Source organism: Pseudomonas juntendi (assembly GCF_009932375.1).
GTDB classification, from domain to species: Bacteria; Pseudomonadota; Gammaproteobacteria; order Pseudomonadales; family Pseudomonadaceae; genus Aquipseudomonas; species Aquipseudomonas juntendi.
The window spans coordinates 1-13,070 of the sequence record NZ_BLJG01000186.1 but is presented as its reverse complement, the minus strand read 5'-3'; the positions used below and the strand labels follow the sequence as shown (position 1 = coordinate 13,070).

Annotated in this window: 12 protein-coding genes; 6 read left to right on the top strand and 6 right to left on the bottom strand. The window is 65.6% G+C overall.

All coding sequences use genetic code 11. The features are described from left to right. The first annotated feature begins 333 nt into the window (after window positions 1-333). The 3 genes from GYA94_RS20875 to GYA94_RS20865 all read left to right on the top strand — a co-directional run bounded on the left by GYA94_RS20875 (window position 334) and on the right by GYA94_RS20865 (window position 3,758). Window positions 334-723: a YybH family protein gene (locus GYA94_RS20875; protein WP_029887927.1), complete on the top strand. Its 390-nt coding sequence runs from the start codon at window positions 334-336 to the stop codon at window positions 721-723. 92 nt (window positions 724-815) lie between these two features. Then, window positions 816-2,315: a purine-cytosine permease family protein gene (locus tag GYA94_RS20870; protein WP_161893008.1), complete on the top strand. Its 1,500-nt coding sequence runs from the start codon at window positions 816-818 to the stop codon at window positions 2,313-2,315. Between the two features lie 12 nt (window positions 2,316-2,327). Then, entirely contained in the window at window positions 2,328-3,758 is a 1,431-nt protein-coding gene (locus GYA94_RS20865) for an aldehyde dehydrogenase family protein (protein ID WP_161893007.1), read from the top strand. Window positions 3,759-3,835: 77 nt separating this feature from the next. Here the strand turns inward: GYA94_RS20865 and GYA94_RS20860 are convergent, their stop codons facing one another. From GYA94_RS20860 to GYA94_RS20850, 3 genes are read right to left on the bottom strand one after another with little or no spacing between them, the layout of a single operon-like run. Further along, on the bottom strand, window positions 3,836-6,247 hold the full coding sequence (locus GYA94_RS20860) for a DUF3772 domain-containing protein (protein WP_161893006.1): 2,412 nt from the start codon (window positions 6,245-6,247) through the stop codon (window positions 3,836-3,838). Window positions 6,248-6,303: 56 nt separating this feature from the next. Then, window positions 6,304-7,362, bottom strand: coding sequence for a bifunctional DNA-binding transcriptional regulator/O6-methylguanine-DNA methyltransferase Ada (gene ada / locus GYA94_RS20855; protein ID WP_110679464.1), 1,059 nt, complete (start codon window positions 7,360-7,362; stop codon window positions 6,304-6,306). 54 nt (window positions 7,363-7,416) lie between these two features. Next, window positions 7,417-8,043 (bottom strand): DNA-3-methyladenine glycosylase family protein, encoded by a 627-nt coding sequence (locus GYA94_RS20850; protein WP_009686122.1) that lies wholly within the window; start codon window positions 8,041-8,043, stop codon window positions 7,417-7,419. Window positions 8,044-8,213: 170 nt separating this feature from the next. On the opposite strand from GYA94_RS20850, the gene GYA94_RS20845 reads away from it, so the two are divergent. Both GYA94_RS20845 and GYA94_RS20840 read left to right on the top strand, forming a co-directional pair. After that, window positions 8,214-8,729, top strand: coding sequence for a sigma-70 family RNA polymerase sigma factor (locus GYA94_RS20845; RefSeq protein WP_161893010.1), 516 nt, complete (start codon window positions 8,214-8,216; stop codon window positions 8,727-8,729). Beyond that, window positions 8,716-9,672, top strand: coding sequence for a FecR domain-containing protein (locus GYA94_RS20840; protein ID WP_161893005.1), 957 nt, complete (start codon window positions 8,716-8,718; stop codon window positions 9,670-9,672). The genes GYA94_RS20845 and GYA94_RS20840 overlap by 14 nt, the downstream gene beginning before the upstream one ends. Window positions 9,673-9,745: 73 nt before the next feature. On the opposite strand, the gene GYA94_RS20835 is transcribed toward GYA94_RS20840, so the two are convergent. The 3 genes from GYA94_RS20835 to GYA94_RS20830 all read right to left on the bottom strand — a co-directional run bounded on the left by GYA94_RS20835 (window position 9,746) and on the right by GYA94_RS20830 (window position 12,445). Next, complete coding sequence (locus GYA94_RS20835) at window positions 9,746-10,903, bottom strand: MFS transporter (RefSeq protein ID WP_054903914.1); 1,158 nt, start codon at window positions 10,901-10,903, stop codon at window positions 9,746-9,748. Between the two features lie 83 nt (window positions 10,904-10,986). After that, the gene (locus GYA94_RS27725; protein WP_165944152.1) at window positions 10,987-11,124 is read right to left on the bottom strand and encodes a hypothetical protein; all 138 of its coding nucleotides are present in this window, start codon (window positions 11,122-11,124) and stop codon (window positions 10,987-10,989) included. Window positions 11,125-11,230: 106 nt separating this feature from the next. Next, the gene (locus tag GYA94_RS20830) at window positions 11,231-12,445 is read right to left on the bottom strand and encodes an MFS transporter (RefSeq protein ID WP_161893004.1); all 1,215 of its coding nucleotides are present in this window, start codon (window positions 12,443-12,445) and stop codon (window positions 11,231-11,233) included. Between the two features lie 191 nt (window positions 12,446-12,636). Here GYA94_RS20830 and GYA94_RS20825 point away from each other — a divergent pair. Then, a partial coding sequence (locus tag GYA94_RS20825) for a DUF4880 domain-containing protein (RefSeq protein WP_161893009.1) occupies window positions 12,637-13,070 on the top strand: 434 nt, incomplete at its 3' end.

Genomic DNA, 13,070 nt, shown 5'->3' with positions numbered 1-13,070 from the left:
CCGGCGCAGCCGGTGCCAGACACCGCGGCGCCTGCTTCGCGGGCACGCCCGCTCCCACACAGGCCGCGTCGCGCTTACGAATTGAGTTCTCTGCGCGACAGCCCAGCCCGTAGCGCTGCGTAATCTCCCACAATGAATCGCGCAGGCTTTGCGAATTTTGAGAAAGACAATTGCTCCGACCTGCTCCGCCAGTCGGGTATGGCCAAACGCCGGGCTGCCAGCGCATCACTTCACAAATTCCTGAACTGATTATTTGTCGCCAGCGATTTTTCCCACCGGCAAGCCCCACCAGAATCGCTTCACCACAATCATAAAAACCCGTGAGGCCACCCCGTGGACCAGACCCTGCAGGTACGGCAAGCCGCCGCCGACCTTGTTGCCGCCTTCGCCAGCAACGACACCGCCCGCTACTTCGCCTGCTTCAGCGAAGACGCCACGTTCCTTTTCCATACCTTGGCGCAACCCCTGCTGTCACGCCGGGCCTATGAGAAGGTCTGGGCCCAGTGGCAGGCCGAAGGGTTTGCCGTGCTCGCCTGCGCGTCCAGCAACGCCCAGGTCAGCCTGCAAGGCGACGTGGCGATCTTCATGCATGATGTGGCCACGCATCTGCGCATCGGCGGTGCCGAGCACCAGCTGAACGAGCGCGAGACCATCGTGTTCCGCCGCCACGCTGACCAGTGGCTGGCCTGCCACGAACACCTGTCGGCCGTGTCGCCGGCCTGATCACCTTTTTGCGGCCCTGCCGCCCTGCCATCGCACCCACAAGAAGGCTTGCGCACTGCGCCGGCCCACAACAACCGCGCTGGAGCAGTACCATGAGCCACTCGACCGGTATCGAGACCAACGGCGTAGAACAGATCCCCGCCGATCAACGCGACGCCTCCCCGCTGGACCTGTTCCGCCTGATCTTCGGCGGCGCCAATACATTCGCCACCGCCGTGCTCGGCAGTTTCCCGGTGCTGTTCGGGCTGTCGTTCCAGGCGGGGGTGTGGGCCATCGTGCTCGGCGTTGCCGTTGGCGCGCTGATCCTGGCACCGATGGGCCTGTTCGGCGCGCTGAACGGCACCAACAATGCGGTCTCCTCGGGCGCACACTTCGGCGTGCACGGGCGCATCGTCGGCTCGTTCCTGTCGCTGCTCACGGCAGTGGCATTCTTTTCGCTGTCGGTATGGAGTTCGGGCGATGCCCTGGTCGGCGGCGCCAAGCGCCTGGTCGGCCTGCCGGAAACCGACCTGACCCTGGGCCTGGCCTACGGCCTGTTCGCGGTGCTGGTGCTGGTGGTGTGTATCTTCGGCTTCCGCTTCATGCTGTGGGTCAACAAGATTGCCGTGTGGGCGTCGAGCCTGCTGTTCCTGCTGGGTATCGCTGCTTTTGCCGGGCCGTTCGACGCGGGCTACGCCGGCAGCGTCAACCTAGGCCAGGCGGGCTTCTGGGCAGCTTTCGTCGGCGCTGCGATCCTGGCCATGAGCAACCCGGTGTCATTCGGCGCCTTCCTCGGTGACTGGTCGCGCTACATTCCACGCGAAACCCCCAAGGCGCGCATCATGCTGGCGGTGATAGCGGCCCAGGGTGCCACGCTGATTCCATTCCTGTTCGGCCTGTGCACCGCCACCCTGGTGGCTACCCAGGCACCGGACTACATTGCCGCCAACAACTATGTCGGCGGGCTGCTGGCAGTCGCCCCCAGCTGGTTCTTCCTGCCGGTGTGCCTGATTGCGGTGATCGGCGGTATGTCCACCGGCACCACTGCGTTGTATGGCACAGGCCTGGACATGTCCAGCGTGTTCCCGCGCCTGCTCAGCCGTGCCGGCGCCACGCTGCTGATCGGGGTGCTGGCGATCGGTTTCATTTTCATCGGCCGCTTTACCTTCAACCTGGTGCAGAGCGTGTCGACCTTCGCCGTGCTGATCATCACCTGCACCAGCCCGTGGATGGTGATCATGATCCTCGGCCTGGTCACCCGCCGTGGTTTCTACCACGCCGATGACCTGCAGGTATTCACCCGCGGCCAGCGGGGTGGCCACTACTGGTTCCTGCACGGCTGGAACTGGCGCGGCATGGGCGCTTGGGTCCCCAGCGCAGTGGTCGGCCTGTGCTTCGTGAACCTGCCGGGGCAATTCGTCGGACCGTTGGGCGACCTGGCCGGTGGCATTGACCTGAGCCTGCCGGTCACCCTGGGGTTGGCCGGGGTGCTGTACCTGCTGCTGCTCAACCTGTTCCCCGAACCTGCCGGCGTGTATAGCCCGCAGGGCCCACGCTGGGTGCGTTGCAAACAGGCTGCGCACACGCCTGTAACCACTGCCGAAATGGCCTGACTGGAAACCACCATGACCACTTCCCACTACATTGCCGGCCGCTGGGTCGACGGCCAGGGCAGCGACTGCATCAGCGTCAACGACCCTGCACTGGGCCAACCGTTTGCCGAACTGATGGCTGCCAGTGCCGAGCAGGTCGACCAGGCCGTGGCCGCCGCACGTGCAGCCCTGCCCGCCTGGAAATGCACCAGCGCCAGTGAGCGCGCAGCGTATCTGCGCGGCTTCGCCGAACAGCTTGGGCAACGCCGCGAAGCGCTGGTCGCCCTGCAGATGCGCAACAACGGCAAGCCGCGCCACGAGGCAGAAGTCGACCTGGACGACGCCATCGCGACCTTCGGCTATTACGCCGAACTGGCTGAACAACTGCCTGGGCAAAACCGCGACGTACCGCTGGCTGCACCCGGCTTCACCGCCCGCACCCGCCTGGAGCCGGTGGGCGTGGTCGGCCTGATCGTACCCTGGAACTTCCCACTGGTGACCAGCGCCTGGAAGCTTGCCCCGGCCCTGGCCGCTGGCTGCACCGTGGTGCTCAAGCCCTCGGAAGTGACCCCGCTGTGCGAACTCGCCTACGGCCAGATCGCCGACACCCTGGGCCTGCCGGCCGGGGTGCTGAATATCGTCAATGGCAAAGCCGAGACGGGTGCCGCGCTGAGCAACCACACAGGCCTGGACAAACTGTCGTTCACAGGCAGCAATAACGTTGGCAGCCAGGTGATGCGCAGCGCAGCGGCGCAATGCCGGCCGGTCACGCTGGAGTTGGGCGGCAAGTCGGCGATCCTGGTGTTCGATGACTGCGACGTCGACGCGGCGGTGCAATGGATCGTTGCCGGCATCTGCTGGAATGCGGGCCAGATGTGCTCGGCCACATCACGCCTGCTGGTACAGGACGGCATTGCCGATGCCCTGCTGCCGCGCTTGCAGGCAGCGCTGGAAAACCTGCGGGTGGGCAGCCCGCTGAGCGAAGAAGCCGACATGGGCCCACTGACCAGCCAGGCCCAGTGGCTGAAAGTGGCCGGCTACTTTGCCACGGCGCGGGAGGAAGGCTTGCAGTGCCTGGTCGGTGGCAAAGTGCTGGACCGTGGCGGCTGGTTCGTCAGCCCTACCCTGTATGCCGATGTGCCTGAAGACAGCCGCCTGTGGAACGAAGAAATCTTTGGTCCGGTATTGTGCGCACGGCGCTTCGCCAGCGAACAGCAGGCGATTGCCGAGGCCAACGACAGCCGCTTCGGCCTGGTGGCGACAGTGTGCACCACAGACCTGGCGCGCGCCGAGCGGGTGGCCGATGCGCTGGAGGTGGGCCATGTGTGGATCAACTCGGTGCAGGCGGTGTTCGTCGAGACCTCATGGGGTGGCACCAAGGGCAGCGGTATAGGCCGTGAGCTGGGACCTTGGGGCTTGTCGGGCTACCAGTCGGTCAAGCATGTGACACAGTGCCTGGGGTGACTGTGCGGGGCCGTTTAGCGGCCCCTTTCGACAGCTTCTGCCATTCATCTAGTCGCGTGCCACTGGCATGAAACGCATCACGGCGCTTCGTCAGCCGGACGCGCAGCTTCCTGTACCAGCACCATGCTCTGCGGCGAAGACAAGGCGATACCCTCGTCACGCAGCCGCCCAAGGATGGTGAACAGCAGGTCACTGCGGGTACCCGACACCTGGCGCGGCCCGGCCACATAGCCACTGACCGCGATCACCATGCCATTGCTGGTCAGGTCCTTGAACGACACCGAGCTGGCGGGCGCATCCAGAATTGCCTCGTGTTCATGGTAGGCCGCCAGCAGCAACTCACGTACACGGTTGGCATCCGTATCCAGCGGCAGGGTCAAGGTGATGCCGACCACCCCCAGGGCGTTGCCCATGGTCACGTTGCGCACGTTCTGCGAGATGAACTGCGAGTTGGGTACGATCACCGTGGAGCGGTCGGACATCTGGATTTCGGTAGCGCGCACGTTGATGCGGCGAATGTCGCCCTCGACGCCGGCCAGGCTGACCCAATCGCCGACCTTCACCGGGCGTTCGGTGAGCAGGATCAGGCCCGAGATGAAGTTCTGCACGATCTGCTGCAGGCCAAAACCGATACCGACCGACAAGGCACTGACCACCCAGGTCAGGCTGGTGAGGTTGATGCGCAGGGTCGACATCACCAGCATGGCCAGGAAAATGAATCCGAGGTAGCCCACCAGGGTGACCAGCGAGGCGCGCATGCCGGCATCCATGTCGGTTTCCGGCAACAGCCGTTCGCTGAGCCAGCGCTTGACCACCCGGATGGCGAACAAGCCGCCGAGCAGAATCGCCATCGCCAGCAGAATGTCCTGCGGCACGATGTTCAGGTTGCCCAGCAATTTGCCACCGGTACCGTCCCAGTCGCCCAAGCTGAGCAGCAGTTCGCTGGGGCTGGTGCCCGATGGCATCAACGCCAGCAGCAGCGCCAGGAACAGCACTACGGTGCGGCCGATACCGGCCAGGATGGTGCTGGCCTGGGCCTGGTGACGTGGCGCCAGCCCCAGGGTCGACGCCAGTGCCAGGCCGCCGGGCTGGCGTGGCGACAGCAGGGTTTCGCACAGGTCGCCGAAGAAGCTGGTCAACAGGTAGGCGCACGTGATCACCAGGCTGACCCACAGCAACTTGGCCGTAAGGAAGTAGGCAAGGGTCAAGTACCCGGTCACCATGGCCAGCATGATCAACCCCAGCCAGATGACCATCACGAACGGGATCAACCCGCCCAGGCCGGTGGGGCGTTCCAGCTCATGCTTGCGCAGGGTGCGGCGGTAGCGCTGCAACGCGCCAGCGAAGATCATCGCCACTACCAGCGCGGTCAGGCCGTTCACCGCCACGGTCAGCGCCAGGCTGGCACCGATCACGGTGTTGATGCGCTCCATGGTCATCATGACCATCAGTGCCAGGGCCAGCACCTTGGGGAACCAGCCCAGCGCGCTGGCCACTTCGTCGTGAATGGCCGGCAGGCGCCAGGACGGGCGCTGCAGCATCAGCATGGCACGGCCCAGGCCCGCGATGAACGCGCTGAACACCACCAGCGCCAGGATGTGGTTGACCAGGCTGGCGATATCGCTGCCCAGTTCGGCATTGCTCTCCAACCCCCAGCGCAGCAGGGAAACCGAGCCGGCGATGGTGCCCAGGGTTGCCAGGCTGACCCCCAGCGCCAGGGCACTGCGGCGCAGCCGGCCTTCGGGCAACCAGCGGACCATGGCACGGGCCAATAGCCGCTCTATCCACAGGCGTACCAAGGTCCAGACCAGGATGGCCGCTACCAGGCTGGCCATGAACGGCCAGCGGTGTTCGGGGCTGAACGCGCTGCCAATGGCAACGGCTGCTTCGCCCCGCAGGTCGCGCAGGCGCGCCACGTCATCCTGGGTGGGGCGGATGATGCTCTGCCAGAATGCCGGGCTCAACGGCGAGGCGGCGCGGCTGGTGATCTGCGAGTTGAACTGGCTGCGGCGCAAGTTGACGATTTGCGTGGACAGGTCGCGGGCCGACTGAGTCAGCTTGGTGGCCTGGTCCTGCTGGGCGACCAGGGCCTTTTTCTCGGCCTCCAGGGCCTTGCGCTGCTGGGTCAGGGCCGCAGGCTCGTCAGGCTGGGCCGGGCCAACCACCTTGAGCTTGTCGTCGAGCTTTTCCACATCGGTGGTGCGCTGCGCACTCAAGGCATCAGCCTGGCGCTGAACCTGCATGGCCGCCAGCCGCAACTGCGACAGCAGGTCGTCGTTGGCGTTACTGCTGACGCCTTGGCGAATCTGGTCCAGGCTATCGCTCAACTGCTCGATACTGGCGTTTTCATCCACTGCCGGGGCTGCGGCGTTGGCCGGGTTGGACAACGGCGTGGCGGGGGCCGCCGCGACCGGGCCGGTGAGCACCAGCAGCAGCGCCAGCATGGCCATCAGGCCAGGGCAAAAACGAACAAGGCTCAGACGCCTCATCGAATATTCCTCTTTACAATCCGATTTGGCGGGGGATTCTACGCGGCTTCAAGGCATCAGGAGAGTGCCGTTTCTCGCGTCAGCAGTTGCTGCTTGCGCGCCACGCCCCAACGGTAGCCGCTGATGTCGCCATCGCGGCGCACCACGCGGTGGCAGGGGATGGCCACGGCGATGCGATTGGCCGCACACGCCAGGGCTACCGCCCGCACCGCCTTGGGCGCGCCAATGCGTTCGGCAAGGTCGCTGTAGCTGATGCGGCTGCCAGCCGGCACCTCGCGCAGGGCTTGCCACACGCGCTCCTGGAACGCTGTGCCTTGTACATCCAGCGGCAGGCCGAGGCCCAGCGCCGGGGCCTCGACGAACCCCACCACCTCGGCAACCAGTTGCTCATAACCGCGGTCACCGCCGATCAACCGGGCCTTGGGGAACTGATCCTGAAGTTCATGCAGCAGGGTTTCAGGGTCGTCGCCCAGCAGAATCGCGCAAATGCCTTTGTCGCTTTGGGCCACCAGGATGGCGCCCAAGTAGCACTGGCCGAGGGCAAAATGAATGGTGGCCCCTGCGCCCCCGGCGCGGTACTGCCGGGGGCGCATGCCCAGGCGCTGGTCGGCGCTGGCATAGAAGTGGCTGTTGGAGGTGTAGCCGGCGTCGTAGATGGCATCGGTGACCGAGCACCGAGCATCTTCCAGGTGTGCGCGCAGGCGCCGGGCGCGAAAAGCGCTGGCGTAGGCCTTGGGGGTAACGCCGGTTTCGGCTTTGAACAGCCGGTGCAGGTGGTACGGGCTGACGGCCAGTTGCGCAGCGAGCTGGTCGAGGCTGGGGCTGGGGTCGCTGGCTTCGATCAGGCGGCAGGCGCGGATGACTAGCTGGCTATGGCGCGCCGCACTGGGCTTGGCGCCAGCGGTGCAGCGCTTGCACGCACGATAGCCAGCGGCCTCGGCTAACGCAGGGGTATTGAAGAACTCGACGTTGCCGCGCTTGGCCAGCCGCGACTTGCAGTTCGGGTGGCAATAGATGCCGGTGGTGCGCACGGCATAGACGAAGTGCCCGACCGCAGCGGGGTCGCGGGCTTCGACGGCTTGCCAGCGTTGGTCGGGGGTGGTGTAGGCGGTCATTGGGTATGCTTCCAGACTCGTGCGGCCGGCTCCGGCCTTGGCGGTGTAAAAACCTCAGGCGCGCCACAGGTACCAGGCCGCCACGGTTCGGTATGGCCGCCAGGCGCCGCCCAGCGAACGCATCTGCGCCGGGGTCGGCGCCTTGTCCAGGCCCTTGAGGCGGCGATACCCCTCGCGCACGCCAAAATCGTCGACGGGCAGGATATCCGACCGCTCCAGGCTATAGATCAGCAGCATTTCCACCGTCCACCGCCCTACCCCGCGCAGCGCTACCAGGCGTTCGATCAGAGCGTCGTCACTCATGGCCAGTGCTGCTTCGCGGGTCGGCACCAGGCCGTCCAGCCTGGCTTGGGCAATGCCCTGGATAGTCGCCAGCTTGCTCGCCGAAAAACCGCAGGCGCGCAGGGTTTGCGGGCTTGCGGCCAGTAACTGCTCGGGCGGCGGAAACGCATGCTGCGGGAACAACGCCAGCAACCGGCCCAGGATAGCCTCAGCCGCCCGGGCATGCAGCTGCTGGTAGGCAATCGCGCGCACCAGCGCCTCGTAAGGTTCGCGGCCAGGGGTGGCCTGGTGCAGGCATGGCCCGGTCGCGGCGACATGCCGCGCCCAGTCAGGGTCGAGCGCCGCCAGGTATTCGCCGGCTTGGCGGTAAGCCGCAGGGGAAAGGTCGGCCAGAATCATGGCGGCTCCATCAAGTCGAGTGCAGGTGCAGCTTAGCGCAGCCGTTCATCGGGGGAACGCCGGTTCTTGCGCGGCTAATTCCTGGCCCACCATTGCCCCGCGCCATCCTCCGCGCATAGAATTGAGAACTGTTCACATTCGCACACCTCATGGGACCGGCCTTGGCAACGATGCAGATCAACGACACGCTCAAACCGGCCGAGGTCGCTCTGCTCTACCAGTCCCACCATGCCTGGCTGCGTGGCTGGCTGCGCAGCCGCGTGGGGTGCAGTGAACATGCGGCCGATCTGGCCCAGGATACCTTTGTGCGGGTATTGCGCGCGCGCCAGGCATCGCCGTTGAAAGAACCGCGCGCCTACCTGAGCAGCATTGCCCGCGGCTTGATGATCGACCAGTTCCGCCGACGCGCACTGGAGCGGGCCTACCAGCAGACCCTGGCCCAGGTGCCAGAAACCGAAGTGCCCAGCGAAGAGGCCCGGTTACTCATCCTCGATGCCCTGGCGCGCCTGGACCGCGCCCTGCATCAGCTCAAACCGCGGGCGCGCCAGGCCTTCCTGCTGGCCCAGCTGGACGGTTTGAGCATTGTCCAGATCGCCCGGCAGCTGCACGTGTCGCGCGCGACCATCGAGCGCGACCTGGCCAGCGCCCTGGGTGTCTGCTACCGGTTGCGCTATGCCGATGCCTGATGCCACCCCCACCCAAGCCCAGGTTGACCAGGCCATCGACTGGCTGGTGAAGCTGCGCTTCGACAGCCCCTGCCCGCGTACCCGGCAACAGTTTGAGCAATGGCTGGCCAGCCACCCGCATCACCCACTGGCCTGGCAGCGCGTGAGCCTGCTCAGCGACGAACTGGCAGGGCTGCCCAAGGACCTGAGCCGGCGCACCCTGGAAGGCAGCCAGCAGCAGCGTGGCAGCCGACGCAACCACCTCAAGCTGCTGGCGCTGCTGGCCGTCGGCGGCAGCCTGGGCCTGGCGGCGCGTGAACCACTGGGTTTACCTGAGCTGCTGGCCGACAACAGCACCGCCGTCGGCGAGCGTCGCCAGGTGCAGGGGCGCGACGGCAGCCGTATCCAGTTGAACACTGCCAGCGCCATCGACCTGGACTACAGCGTTGAACAGCGCCAGCTGGCGCTGCTACGCGGTGAAGTGAGCCTGGAGAGCAACGCCAACGACCACCGGCCGTTCCTGATCGAAACGCCGGTTGGGCGGCTGGTCACCCTGGACGGCCAGTTGCTGCTGCGTGAAAACCGCCAGGGCCTGCTGCTGGCGGTGCGCCGTGGCCAGGTCACGCTGTTCCCCGCCTCGGCACTGCGCAGGCAAGTACAGCCGGGCGAGACCTTGCAGGTGTGGCGCGACGGCCGTGTCCAGGCCGTAACGTTGCACAGTGACCCGTGGGGCTGGACTGAAGGCGTACTCAGCGTGCAGCAGATGCCGCTTGGCGAGTTTGTCGCCGAACTGGGCCGTTATCGCCCGGGCCTGCTGCGCTGTGCGCCGGAAGTGGCCAGCCTGGTGGTGTCTGGCACCTTTCAGTTGAGCGACACCGGCGCCATCCTGCACCTGCTCAGCCGTAGCCTGCCGGTGCGGGTCGAGTACCATACCCGGTATTGGGTCAGCATCGCAGCCGCCTGACGCGTGCGGGCGCGGCCTTGTATCGCGATGGGCCGCAACGCGGCCATTCATGACCGAAGCAACCCCGAAGCCGTCAGTCCGCCAACGCGCGCAGGCGGCCCGCAGCCCGAAACGACTGCCGGGCAAAGCACACGAACAGCCCGGCCATCAGCGCCAGCGCCATTGGCAGGCCATGCGGCGCCACGCCCATCGCCGCGCCACTGACCAACGGCCCTACCAGGCTGCCTACGCCCCACAGCAGGCCCACGCTGGCATTGGCGGTGACCAGGTCCTGGCCCTTGAAGCGCTGGCCGATCAGCACCAACGCCAAGGTATAGATCCCCCCGGCCACCGCCCCCAGCACCACCAGCAACGGCCACAACAGCCACGTCAGGTCCAGCAACCAGGGCAAACCTATACCGATCGACATCGCCACCAGCCCGCACACCAGGTGCAGCCCGGTGCGCTCGACCCGATCGGCCAGCCAGCCAAGCGGCAGCTGGAACAACATGTCGCCGGCAAACACCACCGTCACCATCAACGCCGCCACACCCACGGCGAAGCCATGGCTGCTGGCGTATACCGGCAGCAACGACAGCACCACGGCGTCGAAGAACGAGAAGAACAGCACCGCCATGCACAACGCCGGCGCCACCCGGAAGAACCCCGCCAGGCCAAAGCTTTTCTCGCCTTCTTCGTGCGCCACATGGTCATTGGGCACCGTCAGCACGATGCACAGCAAGGCCAGGCCATAGCCAACGGTGACCACGCCAGTGATCCATGGGCTGTCCGCCCCCAGTACTGCCAGCATGGCCGGGCCGAGCACCTGGAAGCCGGTAAAGCTGGTGGCATACAGGGCCATGATCTTGCCGCGGTTGTGCTCCGGGCACAGTTCGTTGACCCACGACTCGCCCAGGATGATGGCGATACCCATGCCCAGCCCCAGGCCAAGGCGCAGCAGCGCCAGTAGCCACAGCGAGCCAAAGGCCGCTTCGAGCAGGGCGATGCTGAGTGTGCACAGGCTGAAACACAGCAGGTAGATGGTGCGCCGGGTGAGGTGGCGGCAGCAGGCATCGACCAGGAATGCAGAAAGCATCATGCCGGCAGCAGGAATAGCCGAGATGATGCCGATTTCCAGGGTGCCCGCCCCTGCTTCATGCAGGCGCAACGAAACCAGGGGCAGGCTCGCCCCCAGGCTGAAACCCACGACCGAAACGGCGAACAACAGGCCCGCCAGCAAACGCATGTTCATGTACCACTCCTTGCAAACCGGAAAAACGTGCAGACACAGGCGCGCAGGCCAAAGTGGCCAGCGGCGCGAACGCGCAGATCAGGTCAGGCGAAGTGTGGCGAGAAGGTGAAGGCAAACAGCACGCTGCGACGGCGCTTGAGTACCGTGTCGCTCGGCCACGCATGGCGCAAGCCCTGAAGGGCAGGCTGGCGGGCGCTGGGCAGTGACGGGGTACGGCGCATTGCTTGGCTACTACGCAGGTGGGAGGGGAAAGTGGCGGCACTCTAGGCCAAGGACAGTCCGGCCGTCAATCGGCAGGGGCCGCCGCATGCAGCGGCCCCGACGAAATCAGCGCTTGCCGGTATTGGGCAGGAACACCGCCAGCAATCCGAACAGCGGCAGGAACGAACAGACGCCGTAGACGTATTCGATGCCCCGCAAGTCTGCGACGTACCCCAGCAGTGCCGCACCGATGCCGCCAAAGCCGAACATCAGGCCGAAGAAGATGCCGGCAATCATGCCCACGCTGCCCGGCACGAGCTCCTGCGCATACACCACGATGGCGGAAAACGCCGAAGCCAGAATGAAGCCGATCACCACGCTCAGTACCGTGGTCCAGAACAGATCGGCATAGGGCAGCGCCAGGGTGAACGGGGTCACGCCAAGGATCGAGAACCAGATCACCGCCTTGCGCCCGATACGGTCACCGATCGGCCCACCGAAGAAGGTCCCCGCCGCCACGGCCCCAAGGAACAGGAACAGGTGCAACTGCGAGCTGGCTACCGATACCGCGAATTTCTCGATCAGGTAGAAGGTGAAGTAGCTGGTGAAACTGGCCATGTAGAAGTACTTGGAGAACACCAGAAAGCCCAACACGATCAGCGCCACGATCACCCGCTGGCGGGAGATGCCATGGGTGGCCTGCACCGCCTTGCGTGCTTTGGCCTGGTTGAGGTGTTCCTTGTACCAGCCACGCAGCATCAGGGTTACGCCAAGGAAGAACAACGCCGCCAGGCCGAACCAGGCGACGTGGGTCTGGCCGAACGGAATGACGATGGCCGCCGCCAGCAACGGGCCCAGCGCCGAACCGGTGTTGCCCCCCACCTGGAAAGTTGACTGGGCCAGGCCGAAGCGCCCGCCGGAGGCCAGCCGCGCGATACGCGAAGTTTCGGGGTGGAACGTGGAGGAACCGATGCCCACCAGTGCAGACGCCAGCAGGATCATCGGGAAGCTGCCGACGAAGGCCAGCATCACGATCCCCACCAGGGTGCACAAGGTGCCCAGCGGCAGCAGGTTCGGTGCCGGCCGACGGTCGGTGAAAAAGCCGACCCAGGGCTGCAACAGCGAGGCGGTGATCTGGAACGTCAGTGTGATCATGCCGATCTGGGCGAAGCTCAGGTTGTAATTGGCCTTGAGCATCGGGTAGATCGCCGGCAGTACCGACTGGATCAGGTCGTTGATCAGGTGCGCCAGCGCGCAGAAACCGATGATACGCATCACCAGCGGCGTGGCCTGGTTGGCCGGTGCCTGGCTGGATGCGGTGGAGGCGCTACTGGTGGCCATTTGCCTAAATCTCCGTCCTCAGGTTTGGGATCCGATTATCGGGAAACAAATAGATACTTAGCTACCTTTTTTTCCCTCCGTCGTGACGTTCTTGAAAATGGTTCTCGATATAATTAGCATCCCTGTCTACTTCCCCTGTCATCGTTGGGCCCACTGGCCCCACCCGCGAGCAGACCGTACCCATGAGCCCGATGCCCGCCAAACAGCTGCAACCCGACCCCGAGCAGGAAGCGCTCGAGTGGTTCTCGGCGCTGCGCCACCCCAACTGTGACGACGCCCAGCGCCAGGCCTTCGCGGCCTGGTGCCAAGCCGCTGAAAACGCCCAGGCCTATGCCGAGCTGGAGCGTTTCTGGCAGCAGGTGCAGCCCTCACCCGCCCGCCCTCGCCCACGGCCGCCAAGCGAGCGCCGCAGTCACCTGGGCAAATGGGTGGCGCTGTTCTTTCTCTTGGGCCTGGCCGCCGCTACCTACCTTTACTGGCCGTGGATGCAGCGCCTGGCCAGCGAGCTGCACACCGATGTGGGCGAGCGGCGCAGCACGCGCCTGGCCGATGGCACGACCTTGAGCCTGGACAGCGCCAGTGCGATGAACGTGGACCTGCGCGGCCGTACCCGCCAGCTGCATCT